Genomic DNA, 16674 nt, shown 5'->3' with positions numbered 1-16674 from the left:
GAACACGAGATTTCAAATATTAATTATGGGTTTAGCAATATTCTTTATACTAGGAAGTGCTAAACCCACTTTTTTGCCAGAAGATAATGCTGTGGTGATAAATAAAATTAAAATAGAAATCACAGGACTATCTACAGTTGGCAAATATAATTGCTCTAACACCTTTAATATAAAGGATACGGTTTATGTAAATTGCACAAAAAAGAACACGTTCAATACTGATATTAAAATGTCAAACTTTGATTGTGGCAACAAAATAATGACAAAGGATTTGCAAGGAACCGTAAAAGTGAAAAAATTTCCAAACAGTACAGTAAGCATTACCGATATCAAAAGAGACGGTAAAAATTACAAATGCAGACTCAACTTTTACATTACTGATAAAACGCTCAAATACAAAGATTTTGTCTTATACAATTCTGATGATAAAATTCAGGGAACACTGAATTTAAAATTCTCTGATATTGAATTGGAAGCTCCAGTTAAGATGGCCGGATTGATAAAAGTGAAAGACGATATTATTATCAATTTCAGCTTATATAAAAATTAAAAAAAAATTATCGTCTCATTTCAAAATTGACTTTTTTTGGCATAAGAATTGTCTTGCTCTCGAAAGAAAAATAATCTTACAAAGAGCTCAATCATTTTAAAATTTGTATTTTTATTTTTCAGCCATTTAACCTTTAAGTTTTATCAACCTAAAAAAAATTGAAATTATGAAAAAACAAATTTTAAGTTTAGCTGTTATCGCATTATTAGCATTCGCAGTTCAATCATGCGAGAAAAAAGAAAACAAACCAGCTGAAGATGAATTGACTCTTGGCAACAAAGTAGATTCTCTAACGTCTGATATCGAAGAAGTAAAAGATAGCGCAGTAAGCAAAGCAGAAAGTGCTGCAACTAAAGCAAAAGATGCAACAGAAACAGCAGCTCAAGATGTAAAAGACGCTACTAAAAAAGCAGCTGAAGACGTAAAAGATGCTACCAAAAAAGGAGCAGAAAAAGTTGAAAATGCTGCTAAAGCTGCCAAAGACGGAACTGTAAAAACAGCTAAAGAAGTAAATGAGGCTTTAAAAAAATAAAAAAATTAAAAGCTAATAACTAGAAACCATCCGCCACGTCGGATGGTTTTTTTATGCTAAATAGTTCGCCAATATTTTTTGTATTTTTGTCTCTGAAATTACAAGATACTACAACATGCATTTTATATCACAAGAATTAGAAGATTATATCGAACAGCATTCTGAAAACGAACCAGAATTATTAGCAAAACTCAATAAAGAAACCTATCAAAAAATACTTTTACCGAGAATGTTAAGCGGTCATTTTCAAGGACGCGTTTTGAGCATGCTTTCTAAATTAATTCGTCCTGTAAATATTTTAGAGATTGGAACTTATACTGGTTACGCTGCTTTATGTTTATGCGAAGGAATGCAGGAAAATGGACAATTGCATACCATTGATATCAAAGAAGAATTGGTTGATTTTCAACGAAAGTATTTTGATGCTTCACCTTGGGGAAAACAAATTTTTCAGCATTTAGGAGAGGCTGTAAATATTATTCCAGATTTAGATGTAAAATTTGATTTGGTTTTTATTGATGCAGATAAAGAAAACTACCTAAATTACTGGGAAATGATTGTTCCAAAAATGAATAAAGGCGGAATCATTTTATCTGATAATGTTTTATGGAGCGGGAAGATTTTGGAGCCAGTTCATCCAAATGATGTTAGCACAAAAGTACTTTTAGAATACAATCAGCTTTTGAAAGATGATCCGAGAGTTGAAACGGTTTTATTGCCAATTCGCGATGGATTGACGGTTTCAAGAGTACTGTAAAGAAATCTAATGAATTGCCTCCAGCTTTAGTTGGAGGAACAAAATCAAATAAATATTTAGAGGCTTTAGCCAAATCAAAGAATCGATAATTCGGCTAAAGCCTTTTCTATTTCCCAATAAAAAAACCTCTAGCTAAAGCTAGAAGCAATTCAAGAACTTTTTTAAACATGAATCATAGTACCGAAATAAACTCTGAAGGATTCTCAATAATTAATAATGTTTTTACTGAAAATGAGATTGAACAGTTAATCACATTAATTGAAAATGCAACTGAAAGCGATTCTAAAAATGCAACTTTCAGAAAGTCACAAGATTTATTTGCCATCAGACAATTTCACAAAGAAATACCTGAAACTTTAGATTTTATTTTTAATGAAAATTTAAAAGAAATTATCGAGTCTAATTTTGGAAGTGGTTATTTCATAACTAAATCTATATATTTTGATAAACCTGAAAAATCAAATTGGTTTGTAGCCTATCATCAGGATTTGACTATTTCGGTTGACAAAAAAATTGAAATTGAGAATTTTGAGAATTGGACTTTAAAACAGAATCAGTTTGCGGTTCAGCCTCCGACAGAAATTTTAGAAGACAATTTCACCATCAGAATTCATATTGATAAAACAACTAAAGACAATGGTGCTTTGAAAGTTATTAATAACTCACATTCGAAAGGAATAATTCGAATTGAGAATCTGGATTTTGAAAATGAAAAAGAAACAATTTGTGAAGTCGAAAAAGGCGGTATAATGATTATGAAACCCCTACTTTTTCATGCCTCTAACAAAACTACAAATAACGAAAGAAGAAGAGTTATTCATATTGAATTCAGCAAAAAACAACTTCCAGCTGGACTTGAATGGAGCGAGAAAACGGTTTTTCAAAATTAAAAATATATAAAAACAAAAAACCTCCAGCTTATACTGGAGGTTTTTTATTATAATTTAAAAATTTTCTAATTTAATGTTAGACGCACTGCAGTGCATCTCCAAGGAAAACATTGTCAAAAAAAATCTTAGAATCTTAGCAACTCAGAACCTTAGCCCCTTTCAAAAAACTCTATCCCGGAAAATATTGCGGTTTCAATTTTCTATACACTAAATAAATAAGCGATCCGAAAAGTGCTCCAAAGAAATATCCAGCAAGAATATCGCCTGGGAAATGCAATCCTAAATAAATTCGGCTATAAGCGAAGATTAAAGGCCATAAGAATAAGAAACCTATATATTTAAAATAGCGTCTTAAAACCCAAAACAAGAAAGTTGCAACTGCCATTGTATTTGCAGCATGCCCAGAGAAAAAGCTAAACGATTTTCTAGTCTGAACAACTCGAATAATAGTGTTTACTTCTGGGTCGTTACAAGGACGCAAACGCTGAAAAGTATGTTTGAATAAATTACAAGTCTGATCTGTAAAAGCAATTAAAACAGCTATAAAAAGCAATAAATACAAAGTTTGCTTGCCTCCTATTTTTTTATAAATAAGATAAAAAAGCAATAGAAAAAACGGCGTCCAATATAACTGATTGGTAATAACGAGCCACAATTTATCGTATGTTTCAGAGCCTAGCCCGTTAAGAAATATTAGAAGATCTTTATCTAATTCCTGTATTTTTTCAAGCATTATCTTTGGCGTTTTATAGGTCCAGAAAGAGAATCAATATCTTCTTTTACTTTTTCGATTTCATTAGTTGTATCTCCTAAAAGATTTCCTGTATCTCCAAGTAAATTAGATTTTGCATTATTAATTTCTGCGTTGATATTTCCAGTAATATCATTCAAAGATTTAGAATCAAGACCATTAGCCTCTGCTCCTTTTTGAATTTCACTTTTAATATCATTGGTTGCATTTTTTAATTGCGCCATGGCTTTTCCCATTGTACGGGCAATTTCCGGCACTTTATCAGAACCAAAAAGCATAAGCACTATAAATAGTATGAAAATTAATTCTCCTCCTCCTATACCAAACATAACTTTTATTTTTGTTGTCGCAAAGATATTAAATTTTGGAGCTTAGAGTTTTAAAATTAACTTAAAAAGTCCTTTAAAATGCATTTATAAAAAGAAAAAGTTCATCAAGCTTTTTCAAACCTGATGAACTTTTTACAATAACTTTTTATTTATTTAGTCAAATTTTGACTTTGTTTCTACTTTTGGCCAAGAATTATTAGTTACGTCGATATCTGCAGTCAACAATTGTGGATCAATCTGAATGCTTTTAATTGCCTTAGTTGTAGCATACACTTTTCTAGCCGACTCATTACCTTTTCTCCAAATTTGAGCTGGATATTTGTAATTATCTTTTGTACCGTCTTCGTATGTAATTTCAACTAAGATTGGCATAATCATTCCTCCTGGTTTATTAAACTCAACTTCGTAGAAATATTTAGGAGATTTAATAGAAGCTTTTTCTTCAGCTGTAAAAGTCTGATTTACGTAATCTGCCAAAGTTTTAAAATCTTCTACTTGTAAAGCTTTTTTAGAAGACGCTTTTACTTCTGCATTATCTCCAGCAACTAAGTAAACGAAAGGACCTTTTTCAAATCCGAAACGACCTTTTCTAACTTTTACATTTTTAAGATCTGCGGTTGGCGTTTCTGAAACATAATATTGTTTTACCTCTTTAATTCCGATATCTACAAAATCAGTTGAATAAAACCATCCTCTGAAAAACCAATCCAAATCTACTGCCGAAGCATCTTCCATTGTTCTAAAGAAATCTTCTGGAGTTGGGTGTTTGAATTTCCATCTGTTCGCATACGTTTTAAAAGCATGATCAAACAATTCTCTTCCCATAACCACTTCTCTCAAAATATTAAGACCTGTAGCTGGTTTTCCGTAAGCGTTATTTCCGAACTGATGAATCGTTTCTGAATTCGACATAATTGGCTCCAAAAATTTCTGATCACCACTCATGTAAGGAACAATATTTTTTGCAGGCCCTCTTCTTGAAGGAAAATTAGAATCTAATTCTTGTTCTGCTAAATATTCTAAAAACGAATTTAAACCTTCATCCATCCAAGTCCACTGACGCTCATCAGAATTTACAATCATCGGGAAGAAAGTGTGTCCAACTTCGTGAATTACAACACCAATCATTCCGTTTTTAACCTCTTTACTTGTTACACCATTTTCATCTGGACGGCCATAATTCCAGCAAATCATTGGATATTCCATTCCTTGATCTTCTGCTGAAACTGAAACTGCTTTTGGATAAGGATAATCAAAAGTATGCGAAGAATAACTTTTTAAAGTATGCGCCACAACCATTGTAGAAGTTTCTCCCCAAAGTGGATTTGATTCTTTTGGATAAACAGATTCTGCCATCACAGTTCTGTTTCCAATTTTTACAGCCATTGCATCATAAATGAATTTTCTAGAAGAAGCAATTCCGAAGTCACGAACATTTTTAGCGCTGAATTTCCAAGTTTTTTTCTTTTCAGAAAAGCCTTTTTCAGCCGCCTCTGCTTCTGCTTGCGTTACAATAACAACAGGCTTATCAAAAGATTTCTGTGCTTGTTCGTATCTTTTTACTTGTTCAGCAGTAAAAACTTCGCTTCTATTTGTCAATTCTCCTGTTGCATCAATTACGTGATCTGCAGGAACTGTAATATTTACATCAAAGTTTCCGAAAGGAAGAGCAAACTCTCCACTTCCCCAAAACTGCATATTCTGCCATCCTTCAACATCATTGTAAACTGCCATTCTTGGATAGAATTGAGCAATTACATATAATTTATTACCGTCTTTTTCGAATAATTCATATCCCGAACGACCGCCTTCTTTTCTGTAGTTATTGATATTGTACCACCATTTTATAGAGAAAGAAATTTTTTCTCCAGGTTTTAAAGGTGAAGTCAAATTGATACGCATCATAGTTTCGTTGATGGTATACGACATTGCGTTTCCTTTCGCATCTTTTACCTGCTCGATATTAAATCCACGCTCCAAATCTTTCTTCAAATATTTTGAAGAAAAACCATCAAGCGCTAAAACCTGACTTATCTTATCGCTTTCTGCTAATGAAGTTTGCGTATTGGCTTTAGCTTGATTTTGATCTAATTGCACCCATAAATACTCTAACGAATCAGGAGAATTATTACTGTATGTTATAACCTCAGATCCGCTTAATTTTGAGTTTTTATCATCCAATTCAATATCAATTTTGTAATCTGCTTGCTGCTGATAGTAAGCTGGACCAGGAGCTCCAGAAGCTGTACGGAACATATTTGGAGTCGCCAATAAATCATACATTTGGCTAAATTTATTGGTATCGTATTTTCCTTGTTGTCTAACAGGAGCTGTTCCTGCATTTTCCTGCGCAATTAAAATTGCTGGAAAAAGCAATAAAAATGAAAGTTTTTTCATAAAATCTTAAAAAGGTAATTTGTCAGGCTGTGAAAATAATAATTAAAACATAATTTCCTGACTTCATTTAATATTTTAACACTTCTTTCCTTGAAGATTGTGTAAAAAGAACACTCTTTTTTGTGTCAAATGCTGAAATATGTGTAATGTTTTGCTGTTCTGAGTTCCAATCTACTAAGATTGTGTTTGAAATTTCTAATGTTTTAAACTTGTCAACATTCGTAATTCTAGAATAACAAACTAAAACATCGTCAGCTTCTGCCTCTTTAGATAAAAAAGCTATCGTTTTTGACTGACCGTTGACTTTTATGGAGAAATTTTCAGAAAGGTATTTTTTGAATAAATCAATATCTGCCTGCGTTTCTTTACTTGTACCAATAAACGTCTTTTTATTATACTTTTTCTCCATCGCATTATTCAAATCATCAATAAAAATGCGGGAAGTAATTTGAAACATCTTTTTTTCGGCAGCATAATTGACCTGAAAAACTCCGACATAAAATTTGTGAAAAGTAAATGCCGAAGTGGATACAAATAAAACTGCAAGCAAACAGTAAACTAATTTATTTTTCATTTTTGAACAGCAGCAGCTTTCTTAAATTCTTTATTCTTATTAATCATGAAATCTATCAATTGGAATTTCTGATCAGGATCTACCATTTGTTTTGAATGCGGATCGTTTGAGCAATACATTAAAAACAATTCGATTTCATCTTCCTTAAGATTTAATGTATTCGTGTAAAAATCTTTAGTGAAATTATCTTTAGCATATTCTACAAAAGCAATATCTGTAATTTCTTCATCTTTTATATCATCTTTCTTCTTAAGAAGTTTTTTAACATCTTTAAAAATACGAACGAAATCCATTCCATATTTTATCGTTTGATCTGAAAGCATGGCATTATTCTTTGCCGTAGATTGCTTATCATCTTCAAACTGCATATCTACAATTCCTTGTGAACCGCCTCCAAGTGCTTTGACTTTTAACTCTTTATGAACAACAACTTCTTTAAGCTGATTATTTACTAAATCTAATTTTGCTACGAAAAGAACTTCAGCACAATCTTTTTCTGTTAAAATGATTTTTTTCGATTGAAATGCCAATCCAGAGAACAACAAAGTGTCTTTTGGCCGCGCCATAATATCAAACAAACCACCAGAACCGATAAATGTTCTGACATTGGCATTGATATTCATAACATAACCACTTTCAATAGATAAAAAGTCATTTAAAACCTGACCGTGTAATGGCTTTCTTGAACCGTTTTGCCCTAATACAATTTGGCAAAATAAGCAGACAACGAGTACTCCTAATTTATTTTTCATTTTCGAGAATTGTTAGATATTTTCTTGCTAGATCTGTGATTAAAAACATACTCATTGTTTTGTTTTTACTATTCAAAGATACAGCAAAATCGGCATCATCTACACAAAATAATTGAAATCCTTTAATATCATCAACCGGAATCTTCAATCTATCTGTGTAATAATTCTCCTCAAAAAGATATTCTAGTTTTCTAAAAAGCGCTTCTTTTTTCTCCACATTTACCTCTTTTTTCAACATAGTGGTTCTTCCTGAAATGGCATTCAAAAGCTTGTCTACAGAAGTCGAAGTTGCAGTATAAACTTTTCTTTCGGCTGGAGTGTATTTTTTTTGTCCGTATGGAATTATTCCAAGATTTTCGGCCGTTATATTGGCATTCTCATTTACAACTACCTCTTTTAATGCTACTTCTTTCGCAGTCATTTTAACAACCAAAATATTAGGATACAAATCACCAGAAACAACTCTATGATTTTGTGGCTCAAGATTTACAGCAGAAAAAACCAAAACATCTCCCTCTTTCACCTGCATCGAAAAATTACCTTCAGAATCTGAAACGGTTGCTACTTGGGTTCTATTATTAATGATATTAATTCCTTCAATCGGAGTGGAATGTTCTACCACTTTTCCAATTAATTGCTTCGAATCGTTCTTTTGCCCAAAACAGATTTGAACAAAAAACACAAGAGCGATTAGAGATATGTTTTTACTTATTTTCACTAGAAATTATTTCTTTATACTTTACAGCCAATTCTCCTAAAAGAAATGCTGCAGAAGTCTTATTTTTTGAATTTAAAATTGCACAAAAATCTGTATTTTCAGTTACAAAAAGCTTAAATTCATTTACATTTTCTTCAGGTATTTGCAACTTTTGGACAAAATAGGCATCATCAAACAAATAGCCTAATCTTTGAAGATTTTTTTCTCTTTTTTCGATTTCAACATTTGCTTTTAATCTTTTTGTCCTTCCGTTGATTTTATTAATTAACGGATCGAGTTGCATCGAGCCTCCCAAAAGCCCCAATAACATAATCGGCTTAAAATCTCCAGCTGTCGCTAATTGCCTTTCTGCCTGCGTATATTTCTTTTGCCCTTTAGGAATTATGCCTAAATTTTCAGCCGTAATAGCTGTATTTTCATTTACAACAACTTCTTGCAATTCAAGCTCTTTAGTTGTCATTTCAACTATCAATAGTTCTGAAGACGCAAAATCATCTTTTGTAATTCGCCTTTTCAGAGGATTTAAATTGACTGCAGAAAAAACCAAAACTTCATTTTCTTTTACTGGAATTGAAAAATTACCTTCTACATCTGAAATCACATTTATTTGTGAATTGCTATTGGTTATATTAATTCCTTCTACCGGTTTAGAATTCAATATTACTTTTCCATATAATTGCTTTAATTCTGTCTGCCCAAAACCAGTTTGAACAACAAACAGAAAAAAAACAGCTGATATGGTTTTACTTGTTTCCAACAGCAAGCATTTCTTTATATTTCACTGCCAATTCTCCCAACAAAAATTCTGTAGAAGTTTTATTTTTCGAATTTAAAACAACCGTGAACTTATCATTTTCTATGGCATAATATTCAAACCCTTTTACATATTCTGCCGGAATTTTCAAGCGTTCTATAAAATGTTCCAAACTAAACATATTCTCCAAAAGCTTCATTAAAAACTCTTTTTTCTCGACAGCAACCTCTTTTTTCAACATTGCTGTTCTTCCAGAGAAAAAATTAAGCAAAGGATCTGCAGAAATAGATCCGCCAACCATTCCTCCTCCATTTGCTGTAGCATTTAATGCCGTCGCTGTATGCAGTTTTCTTTCAGCTTCAGTATATTTTTTTTGACCGTAAGGGATTATACCTAAGTTTTCCGCATTTATATTATCATATTTTTTAATCACAACTTCTTGTAATTGATACATGACCATATTCAATTTTACAGTAAAATTTAGATTAGAAAAATCCTCCGCCTTCAATAAAATTCTTTTTTCCTTGTAACTTATTGACGAAAAAACCAGCACATCATCTGGTTTTGCTAAAATCGAAAAAGATCCAGAAGTATCTGTTGTAACAGTTTCTTCTGTTTGAGCATTAATAACATAAATACCGCTCAAATCGGAAGTATTTGATTCAACCTTCCCATTAATAATGGATCGGTCTTGTACTTGAGAAAAGCAAGTCTGAACCGTTAAAACAACTAAAAAGCAAGTAATTTTCTGAATCAAAATGAAATAAATTAAAAATATTCTTAAAACGGTAAAAATATCTCAATACGCTCCAAATTTAATATTAACGACTTGGTAAAAAAATGTTAATTAAAATTTTGAAAATCGACACGAAAACAGAGTTTTTAATATCTTTAACAAACAAAAATTACCCGTTTATAAATCATGAAAAGCATTATCATCGCAAGTACCTCAACATTACACGGAGGAGGATATTTAGAATATATTTTACCTGTTTTACAATCGCATTTTAGAGATTGCAAAAGCATATTGTTCATCCCATACGCACGTCCAAGCGGAATTTCGCATGACGAATACACACAGAAAGCCAAAGAAGCATTTGCTACAATTAATATTGACGTTAAAGGAATCCATGAATTTGAAAACCCTCAAGATGCAGTAAAAAATGCAGAAGGAATATTTACAGGAGGCGGAAATACTTTTTTGCTCGTTACACAGCTTTACAAAAATAACGTTATGCAGTTACTTTCTGAAACTGTAAAAAATGGCACACCATATTTAGGCTCAAGCGCAGGAAGCAATATTTGCGGATTATCAATGCAAACTACTAACGATATGCCTATCGTTTATCCGCCAAGTTTTCAGACTCTAGGATTAATTCCTTTCAATTTAAATCCGCATTATTTGGATGCTGATTTGCAGTCTAAACATATGGGAGAAACGCGCGAAACGAGAATTAAAGAATTTCATGCTTTTAATTCCATTCCAGTTTTAGGCTTAAGAGAAGGAAGTTGGCTTGAAGTTAAAGGAGAAAAAATCACTCTGAAAGGAAACTTATCAGCTCGCTTATTTCAACAAAATAAAACTCCAATTGAACTAGAAACCGAAAGTGATTTAAGCAATCTGAACTAATCCTTAAACCATGTAAGTTATATAAGTTCATTTAAAAAAGGTTTCAACCAAAACTTAATTTACTTAAATAACTTATATGGTTTAAAAAAAGAATAAAAACAAAAAAGCCTCAAACAGTGTTTGAGGCTTTTGAAGAGCGAAAGACGAGGCTCGAACTCGCGACAACCAGCTTGGAAGGCTGGAGCTCTACCAACTGAGCTACTTTCGCATTAACAGGGTGCAAATATAAATAATTTTAATCTTTAAAAAAATAAAAATCTAAAAATTATTTATTTTTAGAGCGAAAGACGAGGCTCGAACTCGCGACAACCAGCTTGGAAGGCTGGAGCTCTACCAACTGAGCTACTTTCGCATTGGTGGTGCAAAGATAAAAAGAAAGTTCAGTTAAAAACAAGCTTTTCCTCAAAAAAATTCAATAAAAAACAACAATTTTTTATAACTTATTTAAAATTAAAAAGTTATAAAAGTAATATTTTTCAAAAAAATCATGATTACAATTAAAGAAATTACATCAAAAGAAACTTTTATCGTTCGTCAGCCAGTTTTAAGAGCGGGAAAACCAATAGAAAGCTGTATCTTCGAAGGAGATGATTTGGACACAACCCATCATTTTGGATTATTTGTTAATAAAGAATTAATAGGAATTATTTCCTTATTTCAAAAAATCAACACTATATTTGCCGAGCAAAATCAAGCTCAAATTCGTGGGATGGCAGTTTTAGAAACGCATCAAAAAATGGGATTTGGAGAGGCTTTGGTTAAACATTGTGAAACCTACTGCAATGCAAACAAAGTTGATTTGATTTGGTTTAACGCCAGAACGGCAGCTGTTGGCTTTTATCAAAAACTGAATTACCAACCCCTAGGTGAATCATTTGATATTAAAGACGTTGGCGAACATTATTTGATGTTTAAAAAATTATAAGAATGAAAAAACTTTACTTTTTATTGGTAATATGCATTGTTGTGGGCTGCAAAAAAGATACGCCCAAACCTGTTCCTGCTGCTCCTAAAAAAGCACCAGCAATTATACTTACTGATGAAAGAAAAGTCGATATAGATACTGCTATAATTGGCGCTTACAAGAGCGAAACACTCAAACAATTTTACATTGCTTCTGAAAACCAAACCGTTTGGGGAAATCTTCAAAAAAGAAAATATGTTTTATCTCAATTAGAAAAATCAGATGAATTAGGCTTAAATCCAGAGGATTATAAAGCATCTCAACTGAAAAAATTTGAAACTAAAATAGGTTCTCTTAATGATAAAGATTTAGCAACTTATGATATTTTGCTGACTTATAATTTTGAAAAATACCTAAATGATCTATATAAAGGAAAGCTTGACCCTAAGAAACTTTACGGCAATTGGGATCTTGATGAAAAAGTATTTGATGTAAACAACGTCTTAATTAAAGCTTTCAATAAGAACAAATTAGATAGCATCGTTGATAATATCCAACCTAAAACACAAACTTACAAACAGTTGCTTAAAGCACTTGAAATTATAAATACTTTTCCTGATGATGAAATTAAAACAATAGAATCGGTTGAAAAAATTGTTTTAAATGACACCAATTCTGCTTTAATTAATATTAAGAAGAGATTGCGCTACTGGAACGATTTAACCGGAAGAGATAGCCTTACAAAGATATATGACAGTAAAACTTTTGAAGCCGTTAAAAAATTCCAAGAAAGACATGGATTAGCTGCAGATGGAGTGATTGGAGTTGGAACGATCAAAGCATTAAATTATTCAAAAGAACAAAGAAGAGAACAGATTATTGCCAATTTAGAGCGTTGGAGATGGTATCCGAGTGAATTTGCAGAAAATTATTTTATTATAAACATTCCCGATTACAGCTTAAATGTTGTTGAAAATCAAGATACCACTTTGGTTAGAAATGTTGTGGTAGGAACAAGCAAAAGAAGAACTCCTATTATTACTTCTGTTTTAAAAACTGTAGTTTTTAATCCGACTTGGACCGTTCCTCCAACAATTTTAAAAGAAGACGTTGTTCCGGCTATGAAACGAAATCGTAATTATTTAGCCAAAAAGAATATTACGATTTATGATTCGTCTGGAAATGTTGTCGACCCGGTTAATTGGAACGAAAACAAACCGAACAATTATCGCTATGTACAAAGTCCTGGATACTACAATTCATTGGGTTTAATGAAAATTTTATTCCCAAATCACCATAGCGTTTACTTGCACGATACGAATCATCGTAATATTTTTGGAAGAAACAATCGTTCCATGAGTTCTGGCTGTGTGCGTGTTGAAAATCCGTTAGAATTGGCGCAGCATATATTAGATGTAGATGGCAACTGGCCTCAAGACAGAATTGACACCATTATTGCGACCAAAAAAACAATGAGTTTTAAAATCACCAAAAAGTACGCGCTATATCAATGGTATTGGACCGCTTGGAGCAAAAAAAATCAGCTCCTTTTTAGAGCTGATATTTATAATTTAGATTCGGATTTATATGCTAAATTAAGAAATTAGCCTTTCTTCCATCGCAAAACTTCTTGACGGATGATAAATATATAAACACGATTTGTCTTTTATTAATTGAATGATTTCATTCGTCAATTCAACTGGAAGTGCAGGACATCCTTGGCTTCTTCCTAATCTTTTGTGATCTCTGATGAAAGATTCAGACACATAATCTGCCCCGTGCATTACAACACCTCTTTCGCGTGCATTATCATTCACACCATCTTCTAAACCATCTAAACGTAATGAAGCACCATGTTTCCCTTGGTAAATTTCTCCTGTTGCGTAAAATCCTAAACTGCTTTTGAAAGATGAATTAAGATTTGAAAATGCCGTAGCAAATTCTTCTCCAGTATTTCTTCCGTGCGCAACAAGTGAGTTGTATAAAATGGTATTTGTTGTCAAATCAATAACCCACAGACGTTTTGTATTTGATGACAAACTAAAATCAATAAGAGTCAAGATGTTTTTCTTGATAACTCCTCTCTCTTTCAACAAATAAAATCCCTTTAAAGCTTCCGAAAAAGTTTTAAGTTCTGGCATTTTAAAATTGTTTGAATTAAGGGCACTGTAAACGCTTTCGATTTTTGAATCAACAGTTACTTTTTCAACTTTAGCAATCGTTTTTTCAGTCGCGTTCTTTTTTAGATCGGCAGTGTTTTTAGAATCTTTAGCAAAAGACAATAGCAAAAACACGAATAACGGATAAATCTTGTAAATCATTGAAATTCTTTAGGTTAAACAAAAATTTGGGTAAGGCAAAAGTAGAAAAAATTCATTCCTTGCAAAATACAACCCTGATTTTCAGGCGTTTTTTGCCTAAACTTTAACATTATTAACATAATTATGTCGATTCTGTAAGATTTTTTCTTATGGTTGAAAACTTAACATTTTGAGGAATTTTCTTAAGAAATTCAAAAAAAAGTGGGAATTTTGAAACTTAAACTGTAACAAGTAGAAGAAAATGATGTCTATATTTCATAAATTAATGTGCTTTTAAGGGCATTTTGCATAAAACTTTAATGAAAAAATTAATTTACTTCGGTTTCTTTTTATTGACCATGTGGAGTTATGGGCAGAAAAAAACTATTCTTGCTCAATCAACTCCACAAAACATTATTATTGACGGAAAACTAGACGAGGCGGCGTGGCAAAATGCACCAATCGCTACAGATTTTGTGATGTTGGATCCCGACAATGGAAAAGCTATTCCGCAAGAAAAAAGAACAGAAGTCAAAGTACTCTATAATAACGATGCCGTTTACATTGGCGCTATGATGTACGATAATGAACCATCTAAAATTTTAAAAGAAATCTCGCAACGAGACAATTTTGGAACGGCAGATTTATTTGGCGTTTTCATAAACGGTTTTAACGACGGACAACAGGATTTTATGTTTTATGTCTCTGCTGCCGACGTACAAGGAGATTGCATTATGACTGATGCAAATGGAGAAGATTATTCTTGGGATGCTGTTTGGATCAGTAAAGCCACTTTGACTGAAAATGGATGGATTGTAGAAATAAAAATTCCTTATTCTGCCTTGCGTTTTTCGCCAGAAAACAAACAAACTTGGGGCATCAATTTTTTTAGGGAAATAAAACGTGAACGCTATAAATACACTTGGAATTTTGTAGATGGAAAAATTGGCAGTTTTACACAACAGGCAGGGATTCTAGAAGGAATTGAAAATATCAAACCTCCTACTCGATTGTTTCTTATGCCTTATGCATCCTATTATCTAAATGCTGCAGAAGGCCAAAAAACATACGGAACCATAAAAGGTGGTATCGACATAAAATACGGAATTAATGATGCTTTTACTGTAGACGCCATTTTAATTCCTGATTTTGGACAAACAAAATATGATGATCAAATATTGAATCTTGGACCTTTTGAACAACAATTTAATGAAAACAGAGCCTTTTTTACAGAAGGAACCGATTTGTTTAGCAAAGGAAAAATGTTCTATTCTAGAAGAATCGGCGGCGCGCCCTCTGCCGAGCCAGAACTAAACGAAAATGAAGAAATCAGTGAGATTCCGTCTGCTGTAAATCTTCTAAATGCTTTAAAGGTTTCAGGAAGAACAAAAGGCGGATTAGGAATTGGAGTTTTAAACGCTGTTACCGAAAAAACCTTCGCTGTTATAAAAGACACCATTACAGGAGAAACCAGACGAGAAGTGGTAGAACCTCTTACTAATTATAATGTTTTGGTTCTAGATCAACGTTTCAGAAAAAATTCTTCTGTTACTTTAATTAATACAAATGTAACCCGAAACGGTCATTTTAGAGATGCAAACGTAACCGGCCTGGCTTGGGATTTAAACACTAAAGCCAATACATACAGTTTATTTGGAAATGTAAAATACAGTTTTATTAATGATGTTGAAGACAAAACCGGCGTATATTCTACCATAACTTTTGCCGAAACAAGCGGAAACTACCGATATAGTTTTGGAACTGATTTTGTAACTAAAGATTTCGATCCGAATGATTTGGGAATTAATTTCTACACTAATTATTATAATTTTTATGGAAATGCCAATTATAGAATTTTAAATCCGACCAAGCGTTTCAATACTTTTCGGATTAACTATAATATGTACACAGAATTCAATAAAGAATCTGGAAAATTACAAGACAACAACATTAATGCAAATCTAAATTTAACTACGATAAAAAATAATTATTACGGAACAGGAATTACTTTTTACCCTTTAGAAACTTACGATTACTACGAACCACGCGCCGATAATAGATATGTTGCCATTCCGAGAAGAATCGAAACTTGGGGAAGTATTTCAACAAATTACAATCATAAATTTGCCATAGATTTAAATGGAACTTTTAATGTTTTCGATGAATCTGAGAGGATTTCATACGGCTTTGATATTGGTCCGAGATACCGTTTTAGCGACAAATTATTATTGACTTATTTCTTTAGCTATTTTAGAAGAAATAACAACAAAGGTTATATTGATCAAATTGATTCTGACGATAATTCAAATACACCTAACGACATAATTTTTGCAAATCGCAATGTTATTACCTACTCCAACACTTTAGGCGGAAAATATGCCATAAACAGTACAATGACGATTAATTTAGCTGTTCGTCAATATTGGTCTTATGCTGATAATAAAAATATTTTAATGCTAGAATCAAATGGAGATTTAAGTCCGTATCCTGACTATACAACCAATAAAAATTCCAGTTTCTATTCTTGGAATGCCGATTTATCCTACTCTTGGTGGTTTGCCCCAGGAAGTCAGCTCTCTGCTTTGTACAGAAATAATGCTGCTAATTTTGAACGAATTATTGATAAAGATTTCAAACACAACGTTTCAAATCTTTTAAATAATGACGCTTTAAAACACATTTTTTCTATCAGCGTAAAATATTTTATTGACTATAATGCTGTTAAAAATAAAGTTAGAAGAAGAGCTTAGTCTGAATTAATTTTAAAAAATAAAGATTTCTATAATTAAATTACTATTTTTTGTTACACTTCATTTTATTAAACATAAATGTCGCA

Annotated in this window: 17 protein-coding genes and 2 tRNA genes; 8 read left to right on the top strand and 11 right to left on the bottom strand. The window is 32.2% G+C overall.

Translation table 11 applies throughout. The features are described 5' to 3' along the window. Positions 1–25 precede the first annotated feature (25 nt). The 4 genes from HNP35_RS06220 to HNP35_RS06205 all read left to right on the top strand — a co-directional run bounded on the left by HNP35_RS06220 (position 26) and on the right by HNP35_RS06205 (position 2729). Positions 26–550, top strand: coding sequence for a hypothetical protein (locus tag HNP35_RS06220; RefSeq protein WP_246453344.1), 525 nt, complete (start codon positions 26–28; stop codon positions 548–550). Between the two features lie 166 nt (positions 551–716). Further along, a complete protein-coding gene (locus HNP35_RS06215) occupies positions 717–1082 on the top strand; it encodes a hypothetical protein (RefSeq protein ID WP_184157713.1) in 366 nt (121 codons plus the stop codon). 115 nt (positions 1083–1197) lie between these two features. After that, complete coding sequence (locus tag HNP35_RS06210) at positions 1198–1839, top strand: O-methyltransferase (RefSeq protein WP_111284805.1); 642 nt, start codon at positions 1198–1200, stop codon at positions 1837–1839. 167 nt (positions 1840–2006) lie between these two features. Further along, positions 2007–2729, top strand: coding sequence for a phytanoyl-CoA dioxygenase family protein (locus HNP35_RS06205; RefSeq protein ID WP_184157714.1), 723 nt, complete (start codon positions 2007–2009; stop codon positions 2727–2729). Between the two features lie 169 nt (positions 2730–2898). Here HNP35_RS06205 and HNP35_RS06200 read toward each other — a convergent pair whose 3' ends face one another. From HNP35_RS06200 to HNP35_RS06165, 8 genes are all read right to left on the bottom strand, one after another. Then, positions 2899–3462 carry a phosphatase PAP2 family protein gene (locus tag HNP35_RS06200; RefSeq protein ID WP_184157715.1) on the bottom strand — a complete coding sequence of 188 codons (564 nt, stop codon included), beginning with the start codon at positions 3460–3462 and terminating at the stop codon, positions 2899–2901. Further along, positions 3462–3809 carry a Sec-independent protein translocase subunit TatA/TatB gene (locus HNP35_RS06195; RefSeq protein WP_184157716.1) on the bottom strand — a complete coding sequence of 116 codons (348 nt, stop codon included), beginning with the start codon at positions 3807–3809 and terminating at the stop codon, positions 3462–3464. Before HNP35_RS06195 ends, HNP35_RS06200 begins: the two co-directional genes overlap by 1 nt. A 153-nt stretch (positions 3810–3962) precedes the next feature. Further along, complete coding sequence (locus HNP35_RS06190) at positions 3963–6206, bottom strand: M1 family metallopeptidase (RefSeq protein WP_184157717.1); 2244 nt, start codon at positions 6204–6206, stop codon at positions 3963–3965. 67 nt (positions 6207–6273) lie between these two features. Continuing rightward, positions 6274–6780 carry a DUF6702 family protein gene (locus HNP35_RS06185; protein WP_184157718.1) on the bottom strand — a complete coding sequence of 169 codons (507 nt, stop codon included), beginning with the start codon at positions 6778–6780 and terminating at the stop codon, positions 6274–6276. After that, positions 6777–7532: a hypothetical protein gene (locus HNP35_RS06180; RefSeq protein ID WP_184157719.1), complete on the bottom strand. Its 756-nt coding sequence runs from the start codon at positions 7530–7532 to the stop codon at positions 6777–6779. Before HNP35_RS06180 ends, HNP35_RS06185 begins: the two co-directional genes overlap by 4 nt. Further along, a complete protein-coding gene (locus HNP35_RS06175; RefSeq protein ID WP_184157720.1) occupies positions 7522–8250 on the bottom strand; it encodes a carboxypeptidase-like regulatory domain-containing protein in 729 nt (242 codons plus the stop codon). The genes HNP35_RS06180 and HNP35_RS06175 overlap by 11 nt, the downstream gene beginning before the upstream one ends. Next, positions 8237–9007, bottom strand: a complete 771-nt coding sequence (locus tag HNP35_RS06170; protein WP_246453342.1) for a carboxypeptidase-like regulatory domain-containing protein — start codon at positions 9005–9007, stop codon at positions 8237–8239. Before HNP35_RS06170 ends, HNP35_RS06175 begins: the two co-directional genes overlap by 14 nt. Next, positions 8994–9761, bottom strand: a complete 768-nt coding sequence (locus tag HNP35_RS06165; RefSeq protein ID WP_184157721.1) for a carboxypeptidase-like regulatory domain-containing protein — start codon at positions 9759–9761, stop codon at positions 8994–8996. Before HNP35_RS06165 ends, HNP35_RS06170 begins: the two co-directional genes overlap by 14 nt. Positions 9762–9926: 165 nt before the next feature. On the opposite strand from HNP35_RS06165, the gene pepE reads away from it, so the two are divergent. Beyond that, complete coding sequence (gene pepE / locus HNP35_RS06160; RefSeq protein WP_184157722.1) at positions 9927–10634, top strand: dipeptidase PepE; 708 nt, start codon at positions 9927–9929, stop codon at positions 10632–10634. A 135-nt stretch (positions 10635–10769) separates the two neighbouring features. Here the strand turns inward: pepE and HNP35_RS06155 are convergent. Beyond that, a tRNA-Gly gene (locus tag HNP35_RS06155) sits at positions 10770–10842 on the bottom strand. A 71-nt stretch (positions 10843–10913) separates the two neighbouring features. After that, a tRNA-Gly gene (locus HNP35_RS06150) sits at positions 10914–10986 on the bottom strand. A gap of 135 nt (positions 10987–11121) precedes the next feature. Here HNP35_RS06150 and HNP35_RS06145 point away from each other — a divergent pair. After that, a complete protein-coding gene (locus HNP35_RS06145; RefSeq protein WP_184157723.1) occupies positions 11122–11559 on the top strand; it encodes a GNAT family N-acetyltransferase in 438 nt (145 codons plus the stop codon). Between the two features lie 2 nt (positions 11560–11561). Next, positions 11562–13145 (top strand): L,D-transpeptidase family protein, encoded by a 1584-nt coding sequence (locus tag HNP35_RS06140; protein ID WP_184157724.1) that lies wholly within the window; start codon positions 11562–11564, stop codon positions 13143–13145. Here the strand turns inward: HNP35_RS06140 and HNP35_RS06135 are convergent. Next, positions 13134–13859, bottom strand: a complete 726-nt coding sequence (locus HNP35_RS06135; protein ID WP_184157725.1) for a murein L,D-transpeptidase catalytic domain family protein — start codon at positions 13857–13859, stop codon at positions 13134–13136. The two genes, HNP35_RS06140 and HNP35_RS06135, sit on opposite strands and share 12 nt — an antisense overlap. Before the next feature lie 299 nt (positions 13860–14158). Here HNP35_RS06135 and HNP35_RS06130 point away from each other — a divergent pair, with 299 nt between their 5' ends. After that, complete coding sequence (locus HNP35_RS06130; protein WP_184157726.1) at positions 14159–16588, top strand: DUF5916 domain-containing protein; 2430 nt, start codon at positions 14159–14161, stop codon at positions 16586–16588. The last annotated feature ends 86 nt before the right edge of the window (positions 16589–16674 follow it).

The organism is Flavobacterium notoginsengisoli (assembly GCF_014207905.1).
GTDB lineage: Bacteria > Bacteroidota > Bacteroidia > Flavobacteriales > Flavobacteriaceae > Flavobacterium > Flavobacterium notoginsengisoli_A.
Note: the sequence above shows the minus strand (reverse complement) of the source record. Positions and strands in the feature narration are given on the sequence as shown.